At 34.3% G+C, this 26,620-nt stretch carries 19 protein-coding genes; 10 read left to right on the top strand and 9 right to left on the bottom strand.

Annotation, left to right across the window (positions count from 1 at the left end; genetic code table 11):
- Positions 1-137: 137 nt before the first annotated feature.
- From OUY_RS04985 to OUY_RS04970, 4 genes are read right to left on the bottom strand one after another with little or no spacing between them, the layout of a single operon-like run.
- Positions 138-614, bottom strand: a complete 477-nt coding sequence (locus OUY_RS04985; protein ID WP_010402542.1) for a F0F1 ATP synthase subunit B family protein — start codon at positions 612-614, stop codon at positions 138-140.
- Positions 615-621: 7 nt separating this feature from the next.
- Positions 622-1,101: a F0F1 ATP synthase subunit B family protein gene (locus OUY_RS04980; RefSeq protein ID WP_010402544.1), complete on the bottom strand. Its 480-nt coding sequence runs from the start codon at positions 1,099-1,101 to the stop codon at positions 622-624.
- 3 nt (positions 1,102-1,104) lie between these two features.
- Positions 1,105-1,332 (bottom strand): F0F1 ATP synthase subunit C, encoded by a 228-nt coding sequence (locus OUY_RS04975; RefSeq protein WP_006014985.1) that lies wholly within the window; start codon positions 1,330-1,332, stop codon positions 1,105-1,107.
- Positions 1,333-1,391: 59 nt separating this feature from the next.
- A complete protein-coding gene (locus tag OUY_RS04970) occupies positions 1,392-2,117 on the bottom strand; it encodes a F0F1 ATP synthase subunit A (RefSeq protein WP_007302047.1) in 726 nt (241 codons plus the stop codon).
- A gap of 216 nt (positions 2,118-2,333) precedes the next feature.
- Here OUY_RS04970 and OUY_RS06815 point away from each other — a divergent pair, with 216 nt between their 5' ends.
- The gene (locus OUY_RS06815; protein ID WP_010402566.1) at positions 2,334-2,603 is read left to right on the top strand and encodes a hypothetical protein; all 270 of its coding nucleotides are present in this window, start codon (positions 2,334-2,336) and stop codon (positions 2,601-2,603) included.
- A gap of 110 nt (positions 2,604-2,713) precedes the next feature.
- Positions 2,714-5,053: a phenylalanine--tRNA ligase subunit beta gene (gene pheT, locus OUY_RS04960; protein WP_139686851.1), complete on the top strand. Its 2,340-nt coding sequence runs from the start codon at positions 2,714-2,716 to the stop codon at positions 5,051-5,053.
- On the opposite strand, the gene OUY_RS04955 is transcribed toward pheT, so the two are convergent.
- Both OUY_RS04955 and ileS read right to left on the bottom strand, forming a co-directional pair.
- Complete coding sequence (locus OUY_RS04955) at positions 5,050-7,734, bottom strand: hypothetical protein (protein WP_139686850.1); 2,685 nt, start codon at positions 7,732-7,734, stop codon at positions 5,050-5,052. The genes pheT and OUY_RS04955 overlap by 4 nt on opposite strands.
- Before the next feature lie 44 nt (positions 7,735-7,778).
- The gene (gene ileS / locus OUY_RS04950) at positions 7,779-10,949 is read right to left on the bottom strand and encodes an isoleucine--tRNA ligase (protein ID WP_139686849.1); all 3,171 of its coding nucleotides are present in this window, start codon (positions 10,947-10,949) and stop codon (positions 7,779-7,781) included.
- Positions 10,950-11,087: 138 nt separating this feature from the next.
- Here ileS and OUY_RS04945 point away from each other — a divergent pair, with 138 nt between their 5' ends.
- A complete protein-coding gene (locus tag OUY_RS04945; protein ID WP_010402600.1) occupies positions 11,088-11,321 on the top strand; it encodes a hypothetical protein in 234 nt (77 codons plus the stop codon).
- A gap of 64 nt (positions 11,322-11,385) precedes the next feature.
- Here the strand turns inward: OUY_RS04945 and miaB are convergent, their stop codons facing one another.
- Positions 11,386-12,708 carry a tRNA (N6-isopentenyl adenosine(37)-C2)-methylthiotransferase MiaB gene (gene miaB / locus OUY_RS04940; protein ID WP_010402603.1) on the bottom strand — a complete coding sequence of 441 codons (1,323 nt, stop codon included), beginning with the start codon at positions 12,706-12,708 and terminating at the stop codon, positions 11,386-11,388.
- A gap of 666 nt (positions 12,709-13,374) precedes the next feature.
- Between miaB and recJ the strand changes: the two genes are divergently transcribed.
- A complete protein-coding gene (gene recJ / locus OUY_RS04935) occupies positions 13,375-15,111 on the top strand; it encodes a single-stranded-DNA-specific exonuclease RecJ (RefSeq protein ID WP_139686848.1) in 1,737 nt (578 codons plus the stop codon).
- An 18-nt stretch (positions 15,112-15,129) separates the two neighbouring features.
- Here recJ and OUY_RS04930 read toward each other — a convergent pair whose 3' ends face one another.
- A complete protein-coding gene (locus OUY_RS04930) occupies positions 15,130-16,302 on the bottom strand; it encodes an NADH-quinone oxidoreductase subunit D (RefSeq protein ID WP_139686847.1) in 1,173 nt (390 codons plus the stop codon).
- A gap of 264 nt (positions 16,303-16,566) precedes the next feature.
- Here OUY_RS04930 and OUY_RS04925 point away from each other — a divergent pair, with 264 nt between their 5' ends.
- From OUY_RS04925 to OUY_RS04900, 6 genes are all read left to right on the top strand, one after another.
- The gene (locus tag OUY_RS04925; protein WP_029237615.1) at positions 16,567-17,088 is read left to right on the top strand and encodes a cytochrome b; all 522 of its coding nucleotides are present in this window, start codon (positions 16,567-16,569) and stop codon (positions 17,086-17,088) included.
- 5 nt (positions 17,089-17,093) lie between these two features.
- The gene (locus OUY_RS04920) at positions 17,094-18,089 is read left to right on the top strand and encodes an NAD(P)H-dependent flavin oxidoreductase (protein ID WP_139686846.1); all 996 of its coding nucleotides are present in this window, start codon (positions 17,094-17,096) and stop codon (positions 18,087-18,089) included.
- A gap of 132 nt (positions 18,090-18,221) precedes the next feature.
- Entirely contained in the window at positions 18,222-19,574 is a 1,353-nt protein-coding gene (locus OUY_RS04915) for a DUF350 domain-containing protein (RefSeq protein WP_139686845.1), read from the top strand.
- A gap of 104 nt (positions 19,575-19,678) precedes the next feature.
- Entirely contained in the window at positions 19,679-20,044 is a 366-nt protein-coding gene (locus tag OUY_RS04910; protein ID WP_010402638.1) for a hypothetical protein, read from the top strand.
- 54 nt (positions 20,045-20,098) lie between these two features.
- On the top strand, positions 20,099-22,459 hold the full coding sequence (locus tag OUY_RS04905) for a VirB4 family type IV secretion/conjugal transfer ATPase (protein ID WP_139686844.1): 2,361 nt from the start codon (positions 20,099-20,101) through the stop codon (positions 22,457-22,459).
- Positions 22,434-25,247, top strand: a complete 2,814-nt coding sequence (locus tag OUY_RS04900; RefSeq protein WP_139686843.1) for a hypothetical protein — start codon at positions 22,434-22,436, stop codon at positions 25,245-25,247. The genes OUY_RS04905 and OUY_RS04900 overlap by 26 nt, the downstream gene beginning before the upstream one ends.
- Positions 25,248-25,501: 254 nt before the next feature.
- Here OUY_RS04900 and OUY_RS04895 read toward each other — a convergent pair whose 3' ends face one another.
- Complete coding sequence (locus tag OUY_RS04895; RefSeq protein ID WP_139686842.1) at positions 25,502-26,530, bottom strand: ankyrin repeat domain-containing protein; 1,029 nt, start codon at positions 26,528-26,530, stop codon at positions 25,502-25,504.
- Positions 26,531-26,620 lie beyond the last annotated feature (90 nt).

The following is a 26,620-nucleotide window of genomic DNA, read 5'->3' as shown; positions in this document are numbered from 1 at the left end:
TAAAAAAGTAGTATCATTTAATTTTTGCCAAGGAATTATATTAAACCTATAGTAGAAAAGTTTCTCTTGTTCTTTGCATAAACTAGAATCAAATTTAATTTTTTCTACATTATCAGTTTGAAGTACAGGCATTAAACTTAATGCAACTTTTTGCTCAAGTCACGTGAAAACGAAGATATAACCTCACTACTACGCTTATCATCTTTACGTTCATGCATTATTTTTTTTACAGCATCAGCAGCTATACTCGCTGTGTTAGCTTGTAAATCCCCAAGAGCTTTTTCAACTTGGTCAGTAACTTTCTTCAAATTAGAATGGGAATTTTCATCTAACGTTTGATCGAGTTGCTGTCTATTATGCTTAATAATACTATTAGCCTTATCAAGTGCTTCATTCATCATTTTGTTAACTTCTGCATCTAATTTTTTGTATTTTTCAGAAGATTTTTTGTAATACTCCAACATATCTTTTCTGAATTTTTCAGTTTCTTCACTTGAAAACTTGCTTTTGTTACGTTTATTGTTAAGCGCGTTTTTTATTACCTTCCTTAGCAATTTATATGAGAGGATAAAACCTACTAAAAAAGCAAGGCTTATAACTAGTAATGTAGACATAAAAACCCTAAAATTCTTTGGATACCAAATCAGCAACAAATTCCTCTTCAATCTCAGAATTAGTTAACTTAGTATAGTAAATCAAAGCAATACTAGTAGCCATTTGTTTTAATTCACTAATATACTTAGATTTAAATTGTACTACCTTTTCTTCAACAAGTTTAATCATCTTCTTGTCTTCCTCTTCCAATATATCCTTAACATTCGCTCTCATTTCTTCTACTTGAGCAAATGCATCATCTATGATTTTTTTTGCCCGTACTCTAGCTTGATTTAAAGCTGCATTATACTTGGCAATTTGCTCTTCTGTAAGTCTTAAAAGGTGAATAGAACTATTAAATGAATCTAACACTTCTTTACTTCTAGTGCTTATTATTTCATCTAACTTCGGTAAAAACAAACAACTCACTACAAAAAAAAGTGAAGAGAAAAAAATTAAAAACCAAAAAATTTGAGAAGAGAAAGTTGAAATATCAAGCTGTGGCATCTGTTAAGCAGCAAATATTAATAACATTGCAAGTACAAACGCAAGCAACCCCATGATTTCAACCATGGCAGCACCAATATAAACGTAACTTTTCATTTTACCTTCTGACTCAGGATTTCTCGCAATCCCATTTAACATAGCAGAGAAGATATTAGCTATACCTAAACCAGCACCGAGCATTCCAAATACAGCCAAACCAATTGCTATAAATTTTAAAGCCACTAAATCCATATATTACCTTTAACTATTTCTTTATAATATAATTGTAAAATATTCTGCAAGGAAGTCAATTACTTTACTGCATCTGACAAATATACACATGTTAATATAGTAAATATATAAGCTTGCAAAACTGCAACAAATACTTCAAATCCTATTAGTGCAATTATAAACAAAAAAGGTGCAGGTGTAAAAAATATGTTCATATTTATGACGAATCCTGCTATCACTTTGATGATTGTATGACCCGCAATCATATTTGCTGCAAGCCTTATTGATAAACTAATCGGTCTTACTAAATAAGCAAATAATTTAATAATGATGATTATAGGTGCAAGCCACGAAGGAGTTCCTTTTGGTAGCAATATGCGTAAAAATTCTACTCCTCTTTCTTTAAACCCAACAATCGTTATATAAGTAAAAACCACCATTGATAAAGCGAAGGTAACTATCACATGACTTGTAACTGTGAAACTATAAGGAAGAACACCAACTAAATTACACGATAAAATGAAAATAAATACTGTAAATATCAAAGGAATGTGCTCCAAACCTTTGCTTCCAGTGTTACTTTCTATTATTGAAACAACAAAATCATATACATATTCAACTGCAGCTTGCAAATATCCTGGTATTACTGCACCTTTTCTTATTCCAAGGAGCAAAAACAGTACCATTAATATCACCGAGATCATCATAAAAAGAGATGAGTTGGTAAAGTTTATGTCATACCCAAATAATTTTGGTAGTTCTATTATTGTATATACTTTAAATTGTTCTAGCGGATTTAACGCCATTTTGACCCTGTATACTTAAACTGCAGCAGTAAATAAAGTATAAATTTTATAGAATAAAGTCAAGAATTAATATAAGGAGCTCTGTATTATTATAGCATTAACATATTAACAAAATATACAATTAAAATGCAAATTATAGTCAGCTACCAATCTTATTCTAAATTCTTGACTTAACATCTTATTTTAACTATAATTTAATTTTAATATGAGGCAATTATAAACGAAATAGATTTTACTAATCCACCTTTAAATTTAGAACAGGAATGTGGTAACGGGTACATCAAGTTTACAGATTATTCTTCTAACTCAGACACTGGTCTTTTCCACATGGCAGGTGAAATGCTAAATGAAAGCCATGATGTTATAGGAAATTTCACTGGTGATGCTTACATTTATAATTTCCATATAGATGATCACAATATGAACATTCAACTCTGCATGGAAATGGACTGCAAAGGTGATATAAAGAAAATTCTTTCTTTGTAGAAAGAGTAGGCTTCTCTGTTGTTTCTTGCAATATAGAAGCCACTTATTACAACAAACTTTAAAAACATCACATTTTACATTACAATGAATTTTTGTTTCTTGTTAGATAGATGAAATTCACATTATCTTGGTTATTAGAGTACTTAGAAACCAATGCTAGTTTAGAGGAAATTACTGATAAATTAACTCACATAGGGTTGGAAGTAGAGAATGTGATCGACAATTCCAGATTGGCCGGGTTTGTTGTTGCAGAAGTATTAGAAGTCGCACCTCATCCAAATGCTGATAAATTAAAATTATGTAAAGTAAATGATGGAAGTAAAGTTCTGCAGATAGTCTGCGGAGCAAAAAATGTTAAAGAAGGCATGAAGACTGTACTTGCATCTCTTGGTAGCACATTGCCAGAAAGTGATTTCACTATTAAGTCTATGAAAATACGAGGAGTGCTAAGTGAAGGGATGCTCTGCTCTGCTCTCGAACTTGCGATAACTCAAGAGGAAAGTGAAGGAATAATTGAGCTTTCTGCCGATTATAAAATAGGGGACAAATTTTTCAATTGTGATTCTGTGATTGATATAAATGTTACTCCAAACCGTGGGGATTGCTTAGGCGTCTACGGAATAGCACGTGATCTAGCAGCAACTGGAATTGGGATACTCAAGACTTTAAGCGTTCCACAACTTGCCTGCTCTATAAATTCACCAGTAAACGTCAAAGTTACTGACGGGGAGAGCTTTATTAGTGGAATATACATTGCCAATGTAAAAAATAAAGAAAGCCCAAAGTGGCTAAAAGATAAATTGCAATCGATAGGAATGCGCTCCATTTCTGCAATAGTTGATATTACTAATTACATTATGATATCTTTCGGGCGCCCGATGCACGCGTATGATGCAAAAAAAATAGAAGGAGAGCTCATAGTACGCAAAGCAAATGACGAAGAAAAATTTATTGGTTTAAATGATAAAGAGTACTTATTAAACAAAGACATAAGCGTTATTTCTGATAATAAAAATGTTCATGCAATTGCTGGAATTATGGGCAGTAAGTACAGTGAATGCACTCTTGAGACTACTGATATCTTTTTAGAGTCTGCTTGGTTTGACCCCATCTCTATCACTAAATCTTCAAGGCAGCTCAGCATCTCCACAGACTCAAGTTACAGGTTTACACGCTCAGTTGATCATGGATTCATTCTTGATGGGCTGAATCTTGTAGCCCAGGTGATTTTGGAGTTATGTGGTGGAGAAATCTCAAGCGTATTGTCTGCTGGCAATCTGAATAAGGCTGATACCAAGATAAATTTTGATTATCAAGATGCAAACAAACTTGGAAGTGTATCTGCATCACCTAATGAGCTATTCGATATTTTAACAAAGCTAGGGTTTAGTATCGATAAAAAAACCGAAGGTAATTGGAATATACAAGTACCAAGCTGGAGACCGGACGTAACCATACCTGCTGACTTAGTTGAAGAGTCAGTAAGAATATACGGCTATGATAAAATAAAGGAAGAGCAACTAGAAGAAGACGTTACAGTAGAAGAAGAGACACAAGATGATTTGCGCATTTTAATGACAAGCAGAGGATTTCATGAAGTGATAACTTGGTCTTTTATGAGTGAATCAATAGCTGAAAAGTTTGGTTACTTGAATAAGTTATTCATTATCGATAATCCATTTAATAATAACTTCAATATAATGAGGCCAAGTGTCATACCAAATTTGTTGCAAGTCACTGCAGATAATATTGCTCACGGGATATCTGATCTCGCAATTTTTGAAATTGGACCAATTTATAATGGTGAGGCTCAGTCTAAGTACGTTTTAAGTGGAATTAGATCAGGAAATAATTCGCCGAAAAACCACTATAACACTGATAGAAAAATAGATATTTTTGACGCAAAGGCTGACCTCATAACAGCTTTGGAACTTTTTAATGTCAATTGTGATAATTTAGCAATAGAGAGAGCAGAAAAAGAATATTATCACCCAGGAAAATCAGGCTCCTTATCTTTTAGAAGTAAAATAGTTGGTTATTTTGGAGAATTGCATCCGAGTATATTGGATTTTTTTAACATCAAACAAAAAATTGTAGGCTTTGAGTTGATATTAGAAAATATCGAAAATTTACCTATAAGTAGAAAAAAATTTATCGATTATAAATATCAAAGTGTAAAACGCGACTTTGCATTTATTGTAAATAAAGATGTAGCAGCAGGCAGTATAATCAATATGGTGAAAAAAAGCTCAGAGCTCATCACAGAAGTTTTGATATTTGATGTATATCATGGAAACAATATAGAATCGAATAAGATGTCTATAGCATTTTCAGTTACTTTCTGCTCTCCAACTCACACTTTAACTGAAGAGGAAATCCAAAAAGAATCAAATATGATAGTCAACTTAGTGTGTGAAAATACTGAAGGAACTTTGAGAGCTCATTATTAAGCCGTAATCGCCGTTTCCTGATTTTGCTGTGTCACGTTTACTTCATCCAATTTATTCCCTATCTTGAATTCAATATCCTTGAAAAACCTATCCCACATTCCATGCAAATGCTCTTCTACTTTAGGCCATACATCATTTTTAAATGTCGCTCCATCATCAGAAAATAAATTACCCAAAAAAACTCCTACTTCCTCATAACTTGATTGAAAATGTTGAAGAAATGTCTCTACTTCCTTATGAGTATCATGTGCCACACTCAATGCTTTCCCTTCTGTGCTATTATCTTTGTTTACAGTAGCTGACCATCCAATCACATTATAATTAAAACCAACTTTGAGAGAGTTCCAAATCCTCCACAAACCACTCTCATTATCTTTTGGTACATTATTTATTATAAGATTTGCTAATCTATCTACTAGAGGAGACAATAAATCTTGACAAAAGTGTTTGATATTATTTTTTATTTTAATAATAGGAGTTTTTATGCACTTTTCTGCCAAGTAGTACTCAAGTTCCGCTTCCTCTAATAACTTCTTAATTTCTTCTTCATCAAAAGTTTTATGCTTGAATGCTTTCAGTAAATCATCTTCTATTATTGCAAATTTTATTTTTTCACGAGATTCTAGTTCTTCTCTATAATCATTTTTTGTTTTTTTATTTATCAACAATCCTTCTTTTTCTAATTCTAACTGTTTTAATGCTTTTAGAATTTCTTGGTTATTTTGCAAGTGCTTCTCTATTAATTTTGTACTTGGATGCTTTTCTCCTTTTCTCTTTCGCTCATCTTCTAAGTACTTATTTAAATCCTCACTTTCTTCTATTACTTCTCTTAACGATATAGGTTGATCTAAGCATTCTGCAATTTTCACTCGGTGCACATTAATCCTCTGTACTAAATCCGGCTCCTTTTCCTCTAACAGCTTACATGAATTCTCTATACCCTTTGCTTGACTTTTAAACAAATCTTGCGTTTTACGTTTCGTTATTTCTAAATACATCTTTGCTATAAAATCATTCACTTCATCTAAAGCTTCTTTTAAACTTTTCTTGCTAGAATGATGTTTTATCTTCTTTTCTAAACTTTGAAACTGATCTATTAAGCTAAGCATGCCTAATCGACCCAACTCACCCTTTGCTTTTTTCATTACTGATTTTATTAGCTTTTGCTCAACTTCTTGATCATTATACTCGAACTTAAAAAGATCCTCTAATTTCCTTTTTAAATCATCATTTATTGAGTTATTTCCCTCTTTATCATCAGACATTTTTTCTAATTCTTGACGTACACTGTGATACCTTTCATGCCCTGCCTTTCTTAAATTCTCAATCTCTTTTTTAGCACTATTTAGAGCTGTTCCTGTTTCTTCACGATACTTCTCTTTATAAACATCAATGATTGTCCTCTTAGCTATTTTCCCTTCTTCTTTAAGCCGTTCCCATTCTGCTTTAAATACAGGAAATTCACTATCTTCTAAGATATCTGGTGCTTTTGCTCCTGCTTCTCTCAGATCTTTTATTATCATCTCTTTCTCATTTGGTAATTCCTTACCTTGACTTTCTAATTTCTGTTTCACTAAAGTATTTTTTAGCCCATCCTCCAGTGAAAAATCTTCTCCCCGTCTATTTTGCTGAAACTTAATTGCTTGTATGAAGGCAACTTGATAAGCATTTTCTATCAAATGAGTTGTCAATTGATGGCCTATACTATCTACAACTTTCAGCCTGAATTCGTTCAACAATTCCTTCAGTTTATCATATGTAATCTCTTTCTTTTCTAGCTTCATCAGCTCTTCCATAGTTTTTGCAAATTCTTGAATTGAAGTTGCAAGCACATTCTTAACTTCATTATGCAAGGGCTTAAGACCATTTTTTAAATTGATGTTAGTTGACAATTTTAGCATGGTATTATGCTCTGAATCTCGTGTCACATTAAACCACTTATTATCTTCATTCTCGCATAAATCTTTAAGTAATTGTTTAAATTGTGGTGGAAACTTTATTTCCATATCATATTCAATGCTTGGCTCAGGAACTTCTGTTTCACGAAAAGATACCTCAATATTTTGGTGCTTATTAGAATACTGCCCCGTACTTATTTTAAGAACAGTAACTAAAGAATGGACTAACTCTCTATTTAAAAGATAAAAAGTAGCCAAAGCAACTGTTGTAGGAATAACTAAGGCTGTTAGCACAGCCACATTAACAAAAATTGCTATTGCAGCAAGAACGCCATATGCCAGTCTTTTTGGTACACTTGCCTCACTCTTTTGTGTCTTATCTTCTCCTACACCTTCTTGTGTCTTACTGTTTATTCTCAATCTATTGTATATGACCAATCCCAGTGCAGTAAAAGCAATATAAGAAAGCATTAAAACTGACAGAGCTAAATTTAATACTTTCTTCTCTGGACAAGCTCTGTTTATTTCCTTAAATATTTCACTTGACATATTATACCAGGAAGTAAAAAACTCAGAATTATAATCTTTATAATGAAATATACTGAGTGGAACATTAAAAGCAGCTATTTGTTTAATTAACCAATCCTGCTTACTTACAGCATCAAAAAACTCTTCTTCCTCTTCCAAAGCAACATTGGAAATAGATTCTACTTTACCTAAACCATCACTATTGTTATTTAAATCAATAACTTCTCTATGACCATCTGCAACAACTTGATTCATATCACCACCCTACTTAAAGCAATTTAAGTATAGCATAAATATTACTAACTTTGTAACTTTATTAACTTAATACCAACTGTCAAACCTTGGTATTCCTTAGAATAGAGATCGGCCTCGATCTCTTTATTAGTGTCCAAAGATAAGGCAAGGGTCTGATCTTTTATATATTCAACCCACGTATTTATTGCTTCCTTAATTTTCTCATCTTCTGTTTTTATTGTTACTCTAATTCTATCTGATATATGAAAATCAGCTTGTTTTCTAGTTTCTTGAATAAGCCTCACAATACCTCTTGCCAGCCCTTCTAGAATTAGTTCATTATTTAATTCAGTATTTAGAATAACAACTCCTTTGTTATTATCAAACACAGCAGAATATTCACTGTTTGCTTTTAATAATAGTTCATATTCACCTTTTTCCATAGTATAGCTCTCTGTTTCATCTCCCAAAAATATCTGTTCGTTTTCAACTTGCTTCCACTTTCCTTCCTTAACGTATTGAACTAGTTTCTTGATTTTGTCTGGAACTTTTCTTCCAAGCACAGGAAAATTTAATTTTAACTCTAGTGATGCAACCTCTTTCAATTCACTTACTATTTCTAGTGCTTTTACATTCACCTCATCTCTTACCATCTCTTGATATTCATCTTCAAGAAAATTGCAGGAAGACTTATGATAAATAGTCATGCTACCAAGTGGCTGCCTTATACGTATGTTAAACATGTTTCTAATAGAGAGTGCAGCATTACATATTTCCCTTACCAAATCCATCTTGGCAATGAGTTCACTATTATATCTATCTAATTGTGGAAAATCAGCCAAATGAACAGATGTTTCCTTATACTTCAGCCCCTGCCATATAGTCTCCGTTATAAGTGGCAACAAAGGAGCTGCAGCCCGTAGTATGTAATAAAAAACTGTGTATAGAACATTATAAGCGTCGGTTTTATCTTGATCTAAGTCACTTTTCCAAAAACGCTCGCGACTGCGACGAATATACCAATTATTTAGCACTTCAAAAAAATCTGTCAAGATTTTGCAAGCTTCCTGAGAGTTATAGTTGTTCATAGAAGCTCGCATACCTTCCACAGCTTCAAAACATTTTGAAATCATGTAGCAATCAATAGTATTCTGATAATCCCTACAAATCTCAGCTTTAATTCCATCTGCATTTGCATACATAGTAAAAAAGTGATAACTGTTCCAAATAGGTTTTATTACGTTTTTCAGAACATCACGCACTAAATTTCCTTCTTTGTCGAGTAGTAAATTACCACCGCAGACAATGGAACCAGACAGCATAAGAAAACGCAGCGCATCAGAACCATATTTGTCAAACACTTCCATTGGGTCCGCATAATTATTCAGACGTTTGGATAATTTCTGCCCTTTCACATCAAGAACCACACCGTGGCATATGCAGTTCTTAAATGGCTCACTGTCAAATAAAGCAGTGGAAAGCACAAAAAGCGTATAGAACCATCCTCTTGTTTGTGCTATATATTCAGTGATAAAATCCGCAGGGAAATTTTTCTCGAACCATTCTTTATTTTCAAACGGATAGTGAACTTGCGCGAACGGCATCGAGCCAGACTCAAACCAACAATCAAACACATCAGGCACACGACGCATAACTGATTTTCCTGTTGGATCATCAGGATTTGGTCTCGTCAAAGTATCGATAAACGGTCTGTGCAAGTCATCTATCTTAACATTAAAGTCTCGCTCTAGTTCTGCTATTGAGCCATACACATCCACTCTTGGATATTTTGCATCGTCTGATTTCCACACAGGAATTGGAGTACCCCAGAATCGATTGCGTGAAATAGACCAGTCGTGCGCTCCTTCAAGCCATTTTCCAAATTGACCATCTCTTATATGATTTGGCATCCAATTAACTCTCTTATTTAGCTCTGTCATTCTTCCCTTAAACTTTGTCACAGCAACATACCAAGAAGGCATAGTGCGGTAGATTAAAGGAGTGTCAGTTCTCCAGCAGTGTGGATAATTGTGAATATATTGCTCAGTTTTAAACCAGCTCCCCTGCCTTTTTAATTTCTTGATTACTGTATCATTGGCATCAAAAACATGAACTCCTGCCAAATCTGAAACTTCAGTAGTAAATTTTCCAGCGTTATCAACTGGACAAACAGCTCGAATATCATGGCTTTGGCAAAGGTAAAAATCTTCTTCACCAAATCCAGGAGCAGTGTGCACAACACCAGTACCATCTTCTCCTGTAACATAATCAGCAATGAAAACACGGAACGCATTCTTTGTATCTTTAAAGTAATCAAACAGTGGTTTATAGGAAAGACCTGCAAGATCACTCGCTTTAAGTTTTGTATTACAGTTTTCATATTGAATATTGCTTTGTTCACAGTGGCTGACAAATTTCTCTAAATAACTTTCAGCAAAGATGCAGACTTCACCATTTACTAACACCATACAATACTCAATATCCTCCCCTACTGCCAGTGCAAGATTGCTCGGCAACGTCCAAGGCGTTGTAGTCCAAGCAAGTAATCTACATTTTTGTTTAAATTGCTTTGGATTTTCTAAAAGTTCAAAAGCAACAGTTACAGCTTTGCTAATTTTTTCTCTATATGCATTATCAAGCCTTGTTTCAAAATTAGAGAGTGGAGTTTCGCACGCCCAGCTATAGGGAACAACGCGTATTGATTCATACACCAGACCTTTATCATAAAGCTGCTTAAATGCCCACATGACCGACTCCATGAATGACTTATCCATAGTCTTATAGTCATTGTGAAAATCTACCCATCTTGCTTGTCTATTTACATACTTCTCCCATTCTGATGAAAATTTCATCACAGAAGTACGGCAATGACTATTGAATTTTTCAATGCCAAATTTCTCTATCTCAGTTCTACCAGATATTCTAAGTTCCTTTTCCGCGCCCATCTCAGCCGGTAGCCCATGGCAATCCCAACCAAATCTGCGTTCAACCCTTTTTTGCAGCATAGTTTGATATCTTGCAAATGCATCTTTTATAAAACCAGTAAGCAAGTGTCCGTAATGCGGAAGTCCATTTGCAAACGGAGGCCCATCATAAAATACAAAACAATGATCCTTGGAACGTTTCTCGACTGACTGCTCAAAAATTTTATTTTCCTGCCAAAATTTTATGATTTCCTTTTCTAGCAATGAAAAATCAGGACTGCTGCTTGTATCAGGATAATACTTCATATTCATTTTAACTGGATAAAATCAAAGAATATAGAGCTTTCCAGAAAATTACAAATCCAAAAACTCTGTTTCTATAAACATTGATAGGTGTTGACATTATTATACAGCATATTAATAAATCAGACTTATTTACTTAAGTTAAAGATGAATAAAGACAATAACAGTTGGCCTTATCAGAAATTTCACGATGCTAACAAAAATAATAGTAAAAGCAGCGTTATTTGGAGATCGCTTTCTTATGAATATAATAATTCTGGAAAGGTTGAAAAAGTACACTATCAGTGGGAAAAGAAAAAAAATCCCGCAAATCTATTATATCAAGTCTCATATGATTGCGTAACAGAGAGTTGTAGTCCTTTAAGGATTAAATCTAGATAGCTTATAAACTTATAAAAACACACAAAGTGCTTCTACATGAGACCATGGGAACACTTTTCTCTAATTAGGCAGCGCATCCCAACAAACTATTTTGCCGAGCTTCCAATATCCTTACATTTACTATTTTATCTTTGTATTTATCGTCAGGATCATCAACGCATACTGATTGCATGTATGGGCTTTTACCAATAATTTGATTTTGGTGTTTACCTTTTTTATCACCGAATAGAACAGGAATAGTTTTTCCTATCATACTCTGATTAAATTCAAGTTGTTGCTTGCTAATTAATTCCTGTAAACGAAGAAGACGCTCTGTTTTAACCTCTTCTGGTACTTGATCTTTTCTTTCCGCCCCTGGCGTTCCTGGCCTTGGGCTATATTTAAAACTATAAGCCTGAGCGTACTTTACTTTTTCTACTAACTTCATAGTTTCCTCAAAATCTTTTTCAGTTTCTCCAGGAAAACCAACAATAAAATCAGAAGAAAATTCGATTTCAGGTTTCAATTTGCGAAATCTGTCTATTATTTCCAAATACTCCTCTGCAGTGTGTTTCCTGTTCATTGCATGCAATATTTTATTCGAACCTGACTGCACAGGTAGGTGAACAAACGGCATGAGTTTTGATTCCTCCGCATGTACCAAGTAGAGAGATTCGTGCATATCTCTTGGATGAGAAGTTGTGTAGCGTATTCTTTCTAGCTTTTCAATTTTAGCAATGTGACTAATTAATTTTCCTAAATCCCACACCTCTCCTTCGCACTCTCCATGATAAGCATTAACATTTTGACCGAGCAAATTGATTTCCCTTGCCCCATTTGCAACTAACTTCAATGTTTCACGGAATATTTCATTTACTGGTCGTGAATACTCAGCCCCGCGTGTATATGGTACCACACAAAACGTACAAAATTTATCACAACCTTCTTGTATGGCAAGAAACGCAGAAGACCCCTGGCTATTGCCATAGCATTCATCTGGCAATTTATCAAACTTCGCAACTTCTGGAAAATCAGTATTTATTACATGACCTTTACTTCTGCTTGCTTTGACTATCAGCTCCGGCAAAACAGCGATACTCTGCGGACCAACAACAATATCAACAAAAGGAGCCCTTCTGAACACTTCTTCTCCCTCTGCTTGCGCTACACATCCAGCCACCACTATGGTCATTTCCTTATTTTTTTGTGATGAATGGATTCTTCCAAGCTCTGAGTAAAGCTTTTCTGCTGCCTTTTCTCTAATATGACAAGTATTTAATATCACCAAATCAGCTTGTTCTGCATCACTAACAACGTTGAACCCTAAAGGCTTAACTATATTCTCCATTAAAATGGAGTCATAAACGTTCATCTGACAGCCGTAAGTTTTAATATATAGGCCTTTCATATTTAAAATTCTTCACACAAATTCTAGCAAATTATACGAAAAACTGAATTCTAGTACAACAGCCAATAAAGATTGCTTGACAAACCTTCTCGCTTTCCTTACTCTAACAGTAGAGGTATTTTAAGAGCTCAAAAATCTATCTTCGTCTGCAGACTTTTCAGTCAATTTTTCAACAAAAAACGTAGTGTATCTTCTTCAGCACGTGTTCAAATTCTGTTGTATGTGCGCTGCATTTTCTTTCTAATCTTTCAGGAGGATTTTATGTCCAGAATTCCAGATACTTAACCTTTATTCTTAAGCTAAAAACCGATTGGTACCTATGGTTTTTATAAAGAAAGTGCAAAAAATACTTTAAAGAATATGAAATAAAGGTAGAAAAGGTTTGAGTAACCAAAAACTGTTTCCAGGCATAAATTTGTTATGTATACCAAAAAGTAATTACACTAATATAATATTCACACTTATATGCTAATATAGATATAATACTAATTAAAGAGCATGTTATGCAAGAAGAAGTATCAGATTTTACAGATGCTCTTTGTCAAAATAAATGTGATTCCTTTCGAGTGACACTCTCCTATATCTTTCTTTAGGTTATACAGAAGTCTAACACAATTATAGAACAAGCGTAAAAGTTCTGGTAAAGTAGTTTTATTTACAAAAAATATGCTACTTGATATTGAAAAACGCAGCATAACAAATGCACTGTGGAAGTTACAAGAAGCAGATCAAAGGGAGATTTTTACTCTTATACAGAGATTTGAGTTGCCAGAAATATTAGCAAGAATATTAGTTGCTCGTGGTGTTAACATAGAAAATGCACATGACTTCTTACACCCACTAATCAGATCGCTATTACCAGATCCCTTTCACCTCCTTGATATGGATAAAGCTGTTTCTCACATAATAAAAGCAATAAACAATAATGAGAATATTGCAATATTTGGTGATTACGATGTTGATGGTGCAACGTCATCAGCATTGATTAATAGGTACCTAAGAGCGATTGGGACACACTCTATAATCTATATTCCAGATCGTGTTGATGAGGGCTATGGATTGAACACAGATGCTTTATTACAACTTAAAAAGAATGGTATTGATTTATGTATTTCTGTTGATTGCGGTACGCTTGCATATCAACCAATAGAAGATGCAAAAGTCTTTGGACTTGATATTATAGTTGTCGACCATCACCTTGGAACAGAAAAATTACCAAGTGCTGTAGCAGTTGTTAATCCCAACCGCCTTGATGAGAGCTCTCCTTATAATAACTTAGCAGCAGTTGGAGTGTCATTTCTGCTAATTGTTGCTCTTAACAGAAGCCTACGTGAGCAAGGATTTTTTACCAACAAAAAAGAACCAGATTTATTTGATCTACTGGATTTGGTTGCTCTTGGAACTGTCTGTGATGTTATGCAGATTACAGGCCTAAATAGGGCTTTTGTTTTACAAGGATTAAAAGTTATGTCAGCAAGAAAAAATGTTGGCTTACGTGTTTTGTTTGACGCTTTGGGAATCCTTGAAAAACCAAGTGTTTCGCGATTAGGGTTTAGTATTGGGCCATGTATAAATGCCGGAGGAAGAATTGGAGAAGCATCGCTCGGTGCAAGGTTGCTTTCCACCGATGATGATGATGCACATTCAATCGCGCTAAAACTAATAGATTTGAATAATGCAAGAAAAATGCTAGAAAATGAGGCTATTTTGGAAGCTACAACACAAGCGGAAAATTTTGCCCACTTAGGTGTAAATTTTATAATGGTAAGTGGTAATTGGCACCAGGGAATAATTGGTATCATTGCATCAAGACTAAAAGAGCAGTTTCACTTACCAACGATAGTGATATCTTTAAACAATGGAATAGGAAAAGCAAGCTGCAGGTCAATTTCTGGGATAGATATTGGCGCTGCGGTTCTTTCTGCAAAATTTACCAACCTAATCATTGAAGGTGGTGGTCACAGTATGGCAGCAGGATTTTCGATTGAGGAAGGTAAAATAAGTGATCTATATGATTTTTTTACTGAAAGATTTGCAAACTCTACAAATGACAAAATCATAAAAGCCGATGGCATAGTAACAGCTAAAGCAATAAACTTATCCTTGTGGAATCAATTGCAACGCTTAGAGCCATTTGGTGTTGGCAATCCTGAACCGAGATTCATCATTCAAGGGGCAAAGATAAGAAAGCCGGAAGTTATAGGAGTTGACCATATAAAATGTTTTATTGCTGACGATAATGTTATGGTCAAAGCTATTGCGTTTCGCTGTGCAAATACTGAGCTTGGCTCTGCTATTATGCAGGGTAATGTTAAAGCCATTTTGGGTAAAATCTCTATGAATTACTGGAATGGCAATGAATTTATACAATTTATGATAGAAGATGTCTTAACCATTAGTTAAGTTACTATTTTAAAATAATTACCTATCAATCTCACCAAAGACTATGTCGAGTGAACCGATAATTGCTGCAATGTCAGCAAGCATGTGTCCTTTTGCCATGAAATCTAAGGCCTGTAAATGCGCAAAGCCAGGCGCTCTTATTCGACATCTATAAGGTCTATTGGTACCATCTGAAACTATATATACTCCAAACTCACCTTTTGGCGCTTCAACAGCCACATATGCCTCACCTTCTGGCACATGATATCCTTCTGAATAAAGCTTAAAATGATGAATCATAGCCTCCATAGATTCTTTCATTTCTACTCTTGGCGGTGGAGAGATCTTTCTATCTTCAGTTTTTATTGGCCCTTCAGGCATTTTCTCTATGCATTGCTTCACCAAGCTAACAGACTGCCTAATCTCTGCCATTCTTACTAAATAACGATCATAACAGTCACCATTTTGGCCGATAGGTATATCAAAATCTAACTGATCATATATCTCATATGGCTGGCTTTTTCGCAAGTCCCAAGCAAGTCCAGCAGCACGGAGCATTGGTCCACTAAAGCCCCAATCAAGCGCCTGTTTTATTGATATTTCACTAATTCCTACAGTGCGTTGCTTCCATATCCTATTTTCTGTTAGAAGCTCATCAACATCATCTATATACTTTGGAAATTGCTCTATAAATTTTGCAATATCTTCAATCAAACCTTCTGGGATATCTGCTGCAAGTCCACCTGGCCTTATATAAGCTGCGTGAAATCTTGCACCTGAGGCCCTTTCATAGAACTCGAGTATTTTTTCTCTCTCTTCAAAGAGCCATAAAAGAGGAGTCATCGCCCCAACATCAAGTGCTTGGGAAGAGATATTTAGTAAATGATTTAGTATTCTTGTCAGCTCACAAAATAGAACACGCAAATATTTTGCCCTAATCGGAACTTCGCACTGCAATAATTTTTCTACACATAACGAATATGCATGCTCTTGTGACATTGGTGACACATAATCAAGGCGGTCAAAGTAAGGCAGAGCTTGAAGATATGTTTTATGTTCTATTAACTTCTCAGTGCCGCGATGCAAAAGTCCAATGTGGGGATCTGCCCTCTCGATCACTTCACCATCCATCTCTAAAACAAGACGTAACACCCCGTGTGCAGCTGGGTGCTGAGGGCCAAAGTTTAGCATCATTGTCTTTAGATCAGGCATGCTTGGTAGCTTAAGGTATTGGAATTGTATAGGGTAAAATGTGCTTAAAGTCAATAGGCTTCTTGTACAAGCTATAACTCATCGTTACAATAGAAAAACTCTCAAAAACTTCACCACTTCTTCATGATCTGATAGACAATGTTTATGTGTCACATACAATTATTGCACTTATGTTGATCAAGGCAGCGAAATTATGTATAGATAATTTTGATTGAGAAATAGTTTTTCTACTATATAAATTCTACTTTAGAGTAATCAAAATTAATGAAAGACAATAAATATAGTTTAGGTTTAAGGATCATTCATTGGTTAATGTCTGCTTTTATTATTGGCATGCTTTGTTCTGGGCTGTACATGAAAAGTTTGCCGATTAGCAATGAAATTAAATTCAGCATATACGCTGTTCATAAGGCTTGTGGTATCACCGTTCTTGGATTAATTATAGTACGTATATTTTTTCGCGTCTTTACTTATGTTCCGCCATTACCAGCCAATTTTTCTCGATTTGTAATCAATGCGAGCAAAACGATACACTTTGGTTTATATGCTTTGATGGTGCTAATGCCACTATCTGGTTATGTCATGTCTTCTGCTTCGAGCAAAGAGATCAAATATTTTTTCCATATCCCTTTATTAATTAACCATAATGAAGATCTAGCTAGTGCAGCTAATCAGTTACACTCGATACTTGCATATTTTATGATACTCTTTATAGCCTTGCATATAATTGGTGCTTTAAAACACACATTTATAGATAAACAAAACATTTTTAAACGTATGATATAGGTTATATGTTAAGTAGCCTCTGGAAAAAAGGAACAAATTTTCTCGGTAGTGAGTTTGCCATAACGGGTGGCGCTATGAGCTGGGTTTCAGAGAGAAATTTGGTTTCAGCAATCTCAAATGCTGGTGGATTTGGCGTGATTGCTTGCGGTGCAATGTTTCCAGACTTACTGAAAAAAGAAATCATAGAGACACAGAAATTAACTAACAAACCATTTGGTGTAAATCTAATTACTATGCACCCAAAGTTGAGTGAGTTGATAGATGTGTGCATTGAAACGAAAGTAAGCCATATAGTGCTTGCCGGTGGACTACCAACGAAGCCTAATATAGAAAAAATCAAGAGTGCGGGCATTGAAGTTATGTGTTTTGCACCAGCATTAAGCCTCGCGAAAAGGTTAGTAAAAATGGGAGTAGATGCGTTAATAATAGAAGGTATGGAAGCAGGAGGACATATCGGTCCTGTTAGCACTTCTGTTCTCGCACAAGAGATATTACCTCATTTTAAAAATGAGAAAACACCGGTGTTTGTTGCAGGTGGAATAGGAAGAGGCGAAATGATAGTGAACTACCTAGAAATGGGAGCAAGTGGCTGTCAAATAGGTACATTATTTGTCTGCACGAATGAGTCAATCGCTCACAAAAATTTTAAAGAAGTATTCATCAAATCAGCTGCGCGTAATGCTGTATCTTCTGTGCAGATTAGTGCTGATTTCCCTGCAATTCCAGTAAGGGCTATAGTTAACAAAGCAAGTGACGATTTTATGGAGCATCAAAGAGACATTATTGATAAATATCAAAATGGAGAAATCTCAAAAGAAGATGGGCAGCTTGAAATAGAAAAGTTCTGGGCTGGAGCTTTAAGAAGGGCAGTAATTGATGGAGATGTTGAAACAGGATCTTTAATGGCCGGTCAAAGTGTTGGCATGGTTGATAGAGAAAAGCCTGTAAAAGAAGTGATAGATATGTTAGTTCAACAGGCAAGCAATTATGTTGAAATGTAAAATCAGTAATCAGCAAAGAAAATAGTTAGCAAATTGCTATAATTATTCGCAATAAGGCATAACTGCCCAGTTTTAATGTAAAATTAACGCTAAAGAGGTATTCATACATTTTGTTATGTATGGAGAAATGTTATGCTAAGTCGTTTTGCAAAACATCAGAAGAGTGAAGATATTAATCAACAATTGTGCAATGCTATATACAAAAAGGTCACAAAAAAAACACATAATCATGGAAATCTAAAAAAGGGAGATGGAACTATCCCAAAATGCATAGAGTTGTTCAACAAAGGAGCTGATCCGAACATATTAATTAAATTAGAAAAATTACTGAGAGAGCAAGAAAAATATTATAATTATTACACCGAGAAATTTCTTCCAGAATTGAAAAAAGAAGTAATGGGATCAGAAGTCGGACTTCCAGTATTTAAGAATGAAATAGAACAATCACAAGGATCACCAACAAGAAGAGGGAAAACATTAAAAATAATTTCAGAGATTACTAAAAAGAGCAACAATAAAGATCATTCTAGTAGCACTATTCAAAATCAGAAAAGTCTTAGAAGTAATCAAGCAAATAGACAAAATAATACTATGGAACTATTTAACAAACAAATTCTTTCTGGTGAAGTTGAAATTCCCAAAAATTCAGGTATTAATCCTCTGGAAAAGGATTCTTTAGCTAAGGGTGTAAGTGGAAAAGGAACCCCTGGAATATATAATTCCTTAAGAAGTTCAGGTCGTTATGATGCTTCAACAATTCTTACATCAAAACAATCGCAAGCAAGAAAGAAGATCACACAATCACAATTGAATAGTCAATCTGATCTTTCGATTGATAGTAAAGATTTAAAAAATGAAAAGCCTAATATAACTGTGAATGCTGTAGAAGTGCCAAGTGGTGCAAATACTTCTAAACTCAGTAGTAGTAGTGATTTAGATAGTCGAATAAATTCATCTAGCTTGGCATCAAGTAGCAGAAGGAACAGCTTAACTTCAGTAACAAGCATTTCATCTGAGGAAAGTGTACACTTAAAATTAAACCCTACTGAGGAAGATAATAGTTTGCAACTAGAAGATGAAGGAAAAACAAAATTAGCACATCCGAACAAAACAAGGCCCAAAGGCCCAAGCGGAAGAAGATCCCCTTCTAAACATTATAAGAAGACTGAAGAAGGGCCTCATTGTGTGATCTCAGTGACAGGCAGTAAGGTAAAAGATACAATGCAATCCAATAATTATGAAAATAATAGTAAAATCAAAAACAAAAATCTTCACGTCGCACTTGTAACAAGTTCTGCTCTCTTAGCAATAGGGTGCATTGTTGCAGGAGCAATGACATCAGGATTAGTAGGAGCAGGACTGTTTGTGGTGGCTGCAGTGTTTGCTACAGCTGCTGCTGCTGAATTGTGTTCAAATATTCTGTCAAGTAAATTGATATCCATTAGTGTTAGTCCTCTTGTTGATAATAAAGGGCTAACACAGTGATAAAAGTTAAATATGAGTTACTTATGGTGAGCAAGTGAATTCGGTTCTTGCCTATTGATGTAAAAATTGTTACAGTTAAGGAGTATCTTAAAGGTATTTAGCTGATGCGTATTCAATTGGGTAGAGTTTTTGCTATTGTAGCCCTGTTAAGTTTTATCTTCATGTCATGTTCTAGCAAAGCAAGTGATGAATTGAAAAATATACCAGGAACGTTGAAAGAACTTATTTCTTCATTTTCAGTTAAAGATACTATGGAAAATATGAATCCTTCGACAATTATAGGGTTATGTATAGCTACAGTGATACTTGCAGTAGTGTTCAGAGGTCTAATTTTCTTCATGATACTGTTTGGTGTACTGATCATGATGTTTGGGAGTACAGAAAAAGCAACAGATTACTTGAAAGAAAAATTCAACTTTGCAAAAGATATAAAATTACAGCCCGACAGCGAAAAAAAAGATAAAAATTAAGATAGTATTTTTATGTTTTTTAATTATCTTTTTATTGAATACACATAATGTTGTATGCAACCAAAAGTACCGGCCACTAGCTCTAATTCTGAAAAAAAGAACAATTTAGCGTTACTAGAAAGTATTAATTTAGATTTTATCCCTTATGCTTGCCACTACGATGAAGAAACTATACTAACAAAACAGGGGGAATTGTTAAAAATAATCAAGTTAGAAGACTATTCTTCAGTTGATAACTATGGTGATCTTAGAACTGAAATTAGAAAAAGTATATCAAAAAATATCCAGAGTTTATATTTTACAGTTTGGATTCACACTGTCCGTAAGCGCAATAAACTGAGCTTACAGTGGAATAAAACTGCAGACTTTTCCGATCAGCTACACTCAACGTGGTTTAATAAACTAGTTGATAGTAAACTACAGTATATAAATGAGTTATACATTGTGGTGTTACTTAGTGATTTTGGCAAACATATTAATAATGCATTTTTTTTTGGCAGGATAAAGAATAGGCACAAGTTATTTTTACAAAAAAATCATCAAGAATTACAAAAAATAACTGACCTGATTCAAAAAGATTTAGAACCTTTTGGAGCTAAAAAACTGGGCCTTAGGTCTAGTGAAGGCAAAATATATTCTCAAATGATGGAATTTCTCCATTACATTATTACATTAACGCACAAAGATTATCCAATATGTGAAAGGGATCTATCGCAGCATGTTAAAAATTTAAAAGTAGCTTTTGGTTTCAATAAATTTCAAACATCGTTTGAAGGTCAACAGAAGTTTGGTTCTATTTTTTGCATAAAGGAATATCGAGAAATCCCCTTAGAAAATATAGATAGGTGTTTGCAACTTGACTCTGAGCTTATCATCACAGAAATAATAATATTTACTAGTAATAATAAAGCAGTAAAAGAATTTAAAAAACAAATTAATATACTGCAAATCAGTGAGGACAATACCTTACTTCAAAACTCAGGAATAAATGAAATAATAGAGCTTGAAAAAATTTCTGCTATGGATTTTTGTCAACAGAAAATTATTGTTACAATCTTTGCAGATGATAAGAATAGGTTAGCTAAAAATATCAGCGATTTATCCTCTGTAATGTCGTTAATCGGGTTGATGATGTTTAGAACTGATCTGCACATGGAAAATCATTTTTGGGCACAGCTTCCTGGAAACTTTGCTTTTGTTACACAACCAAAAAATATATTAGAAAAATATGCTTGCAGCTTTGCTATGTTGCATGATTTTACATCAGGTACGTTAAAAGGAGGAAGATGGAAAGAAGCAGTAACAGTTTTTTTTTCAAAAAAAGGCAGTCCTTACTTTTTTAACTTTCATGGAAAGAAAAATAATGGTCATACCACAATACTTGGAGCTCCAAATTCAGGTAGAACCTCACTGATCAATTTCTTACTTTCGGAATCAAGAAAATTTAACCCTAGGATTGTTATATTGGATAATACTGGAAAATCAATAATATTTACTAAAGCAGTAAGCGGCCAATATTACATAATTGATCCAAAATATAAAGATAAAAGTCTAAAATTTAACCCACTGAACATTGAAGATAGTGCTTCTAATCGCAATATGCTTGTTGAATTGATCAAAAGGATGGTTGCAGATGCAAGTTTGGTAGACGTAGAAGAAAAGACAAAAAAAATTGTAGATTCTATATTTGCTATACCAAGAGAATCGCGATCTATTTCTCAAATTTCTGAAGTGCTTTTACTTCTTGGAGGCAAAATAAGTAAATGGTGTGGTGAAGGTGAATTTGCTTACTTATTCCAAGATGGTGATGAGTCAGATATTGACTGGGGAACAAAAACTATATCCCTCAATACTGCAAATCTCACTAAGCAAAAAGAATGTATGTCCGTGATACTTTACTATTTCTTATACTCTTTCGAAGCAAAATGTGATGGCTCACCTGCAATACTTGTTTTGGATGAAGCATGGGAGATAAGTAATATTTTTCCTACAGAGGGAGAGTTTGACAACTGGATGCAAAGAATGACAAAGTTAAATGTTGTAGTAATTCTAAGTACTGAAAACTTAAACCTAGCATTTGCTAGCAAGTTTACTCAATATTTAGATAAGCATGTCGATACGAGAATCCTGATGCCGAACATAAATGCAAACAGGTTATACATGAAAGCATTTTCTCTGTCGAAAGAGGAACTGAATGTCATTTTGCAAACACCAACACAGGAAGGTTTATTTTTGATAAAGCAATACAAAGGTTTAGTAACTTTAAATCTAGATTTGAAGAATATGAAAGAAATACATGTACTTTCAGCTAATAAAGAGACTATAAAGTATATGTATGAAGCAATAAAGGAAAAAGGCGAAAAAGTGAGTAAGTGGTTACCGGTATTTTATGAGAAATGTAAAGTTCAAAGCTAAATTTTTTTTTCTAATGTTGGTTTTGCTTGGTGCAAATAGTGGATATTCTGATGTTTGCAGAGATATATATTTTCGTACAGATACTGAAGCTATAGGAAGTAAAGTAGGTAAAGGTTTTTGGAACTTCATTACTGGCAAGTTGGGTAGCTTGAATTTTGATCCTCGTCTATTAAAAAAAATTAAAGTAACGGTGGTAAAAGATCAAGGATTAGACGGTTACTTCAATCCGAAAATTAAGGTTTGCGATTATGAGTGGGAAAATTGTCATGAATTACCTAGCGAAACGTTCTGTCGTCATGTGTATGGAACACAGAGCAGTGGTGCTGGAGTTTCTGCAGCAGTTTTTATCGACTGGGAAGGAGATACAACAAAAGCTGGAGGAGAAATTGCTCAAGGCCTTGAATGGGAGTGGGCAGATGGTGTTACTGATGAAGAAAAAGTAAAATTTGCTAATGCCCCCAAAATATGTGCTTGCAGTCAGAAAGCGGCTTGTATGGACACTTTTTTTGGAGGTCTTTCTAGAATCTTTTCAGGGGAAAATATTTTCCGTCCAGGGAATATGGAAAATGTTTGCGATACCTGCTATCAAACCAAAGTACAATGTGTGCCTGTACCACTTGCACCTGGCCCACCTCCATTTTGTGAACAACTTGCGATGTCACCACCACAAGTTAGAATTGTTCCTATAACAAATGAAGAAAATGATTATTTCCATCCAAGAGTTGGAGTCATTATTGGTGAGCTGAAAGAAAGAAGAGAGCTACCTTTTCCACGCGTTATTTCAAGTAATAAAAACATTCAAAGTGCTACATACTCTATTCCAGATAAAGATACCCACCATCACTTTAAAACTTATAGAAAAAAAGGTCAGCTCTGCGCTGAATATTATGGTACTGAAAAAGAAGAATCAAAAAGAAAATTACAATTTCCTGCCCGTTGTTTTCCATCACCAACTGCTCCAAAGCCTGAGGAAATAAAGGTAGTAAATGAAAATACGCTAAAAGTAAAAATGAAGATGAGTGAGAACGTTTGTACTTATGACGCACGTGGAACTCACAGTAATGGCATCTGTACTTTTTATGTTAATAAAAATTCTCCTACATATGTTGGCCATCTACCTTTAAAAGTAGTAAAGCCAGCAATAGTGGCAAAAACAACTGATAGCAGTAACAGTAAAAGCGACATCGATAGCGTAATAGAAGGTATATTAAAAAATAATTCGCAATTTGAAGTTCTAGAAAAATATGGATATGTTCCCGATATTAAAACAGAATGTAAAGAGCTTCAGAATGGTAAGTGCAAACTAGATGGCTCAGGATATCCAAAAGTAGAAATAAAATATAAAGAAAATCCTAAAAGTAAAATGCTATGCCTTTCTGGTTGGCAGCCAGAACCGGAGGAATTCGTTCTTGAAAAAGGAAGTGAGCTAATATCACTGAAGTCAATGAGAGCAAGCTATGCTAAACACAATACTGTTTACTCGAAAGAATCAAATCAATCTTATTATTTTCCTTGCAAAAAAGGGGGAATTATTGAATTAGTTGATGTTTTAGCAAAGCCACAAGATGCACTGAATGAAATAATATTCAATAAGAAAGGATATATTTCTATTCCTGAAGAAAATAAGCCTAGAGACAATTGCATGGCAAAAGAGGATAAAGAGGTAGATACAAAACAAAATTGTGACAAATGCAAAATAGTATATGAGTTAACAGATGGAAAGTATGAAGAAAAAAACTGTAATCATGGTGATGATGGTTGCCTCTGCTTTGATGGAGTGTGTAGTCGCTCAACACAGTATGTGAACAAGGACAACAAGCCTTTTTACTTAAGAGTTTCACAGGATGAAAATGGAGTTGTAAAGAAGTTAGATCATCCAATTAAATCAAATAGAACAGAAGTCTTTTATGCTGATAAATTGTGTAGGTTCGATTTAGAGGGTTTAAAAAAGAGATTACGTGAAATAATAATAGCACAATTGAAACATAAGAAGCAGATTATTGAAAACAGGGATCAAAAACTTTATGAGCTTGGAGATGGCTATACAGATGATCTGTCAATGTATGATTACGTTGAAATAGAAGCATGGGGAGGTGGTGAAGCTGGTCATATAGCTGATAAAGCTCAGTCTACTGTAAGTAGACTAGGAATGCCAGGTGATTACATTAAAACTAAACTGAGAGTCAACCCTAGTTATCCATATATTAAAGTAAAAGTGACAGAAGGAGGTGGTGGACAAGAAGATGATGAATCTAACAAGGATGGGGGACCAACTTTAATAAAAATGTGCAGAGACTCTTCAGAAACAATTTGTAAAGATTTAATTACTGTTGCAGGCGGAGGTACATACAGAACCTATGGAAAAAAGAATTACAAAGATACAATAATTCATGAACAAAGTTTAAAATTAAAAGAAGAAATTAAGAAAGGGGACAAGCTAAACTCTAGTAAAGATAATAAAATAGCATATATAGAAAATGGTGAGATTGGGTATAAAGATGTAACAAAATGTAGTAAAAACTACGTGAATAAAACATATGGTGCTGGTGGTTGTATCAACGAAAGCAGCAAAAATTATAGCAAGGGCGCTCCTGGTTATGTGAAAATTAAACCTATATTTGAGGAAATTAATGAAAAAAGAGTAAAAAAAATAGATGATGCTATTGAAAAAATGATACAAAATCCAGATGATATTACAGGTATTGATGATTCCTTAATAAATAAACTTGATCAAAAGATTATTGATACAATTAAAGAAGAAATTAGAAAAGAATTGTTAGGATTATAGTCAAAGGACCCTGATGGTTGCAAATGGGGTAAAGTTGAATTTACATCACTGAGAGTATCTGTTCAGATGCATGTCAAACCAGTGTTTCTTTTCTTGTATCTCAGTTCCCATAATGTCATCCCAGTGCGTGATACCCATTTCTTTCTAGTGCTTCCTTCCTTGTCATCACAGCTTCCATAATGTCATTCCAGTGCTTGACACTGGAATCCATGTAAATTTAACTGGACGCCAATGTCACAAACTAGTTTTCTCATCTATCTTATTTTGCTACTCTGCTGAACAGATACGTCAATTTTATCTACTGATGAGCTAGGTTTGTTGTTCTTCACATGTTGTGACAAAAGCTCCTTAACTCCTTTTTTCACAAGAAGTACTGAATTTGTATCCTTTTCAAGCATAAAAACTGTAGAGTTTTCAATTATCTCAGCTATTTGTAAAGGAGTATCTCCTGAAAGGTTTTTAATATTAGGATCAGCATCTTTTTCTAGCAGTAATCTTGCCATTTTTTCATTACCTTTCATAGCTGCTATATGTAGAGGTGTATTGCCAATCTTATCGCCAATATTGACATTTATTCCTTCTATACTAAGTAATAACTCAACTATTTTCTTATGGCCATTATCAATAGCTATACACAAAGGATTCATACTGGTATCACAGACATTGACCTTAGCACCATTATCAAGAAGCAACTTGACTACTGCTTCATGCCCATTCTGAGCAGCTAGATACAAGGGTGTAACATTATTTTTTTTATCTACTATGTTAACATCAGCATTTTTTGTGCTAATTAATAGTTCAACTATTTCAGTATGTCCGTTCTGAGAGGCTAAGTACAGAGCTGTTATACCAAATTCATTGTCTTTAGCATCAATCTCAATTTCTTGAGTATTAAGTAACACCTTTACAACTTCTACAAGTCCATTTTGAGCAGCAATATGTAAAGGTGTCTTACCATCAGTACAGTCTTTTATATTGGGATCAGCTCCCGCTTTAATTAACTCCTCTAATATAGCTTTGCTTTTAGCTACAACAGCAAAGTGTAAAACTGTACTGCCTTTAGTAGTTCTTGCATGAATATTAGCTTCTTTACTGATTAGTAACTTTACTACGTCTAAATGTCCTGAATAAACAGCAAAATGCAAGGCTGTAAATCCTTTTTTATCCTTGATATTGATATCAGTTTTTACATTAAGTAATAACCTAACTTCATTTATGTTACCATTATAAGCGGCTTGATGTAATAGAATATTTTCAACCGGGAGCGATTGATTGCTGAACATATTTACCTCTATATAATAGTATGCCTAGTGGTACTACATCAAAACAAGGAACATTCAAGAAAAATTTTTGCATCTGGCAATCTATTTTCT

This window comes from Wolbachia endosymbiont of Leptopilina clavipes, assembly GCF_006334525.1.
Taxonomy (GTDB): Bacteria; Pseudomonadota; Alphaproteobacteria; order Rickettsiales; family Anaplasmataceae; genus Wolbachia.
The sequence above is the reverse complement of the archived record's forward strand: the minus strand, read 5'-3'. Positions and strand labels throughout refer to the sequence as shown.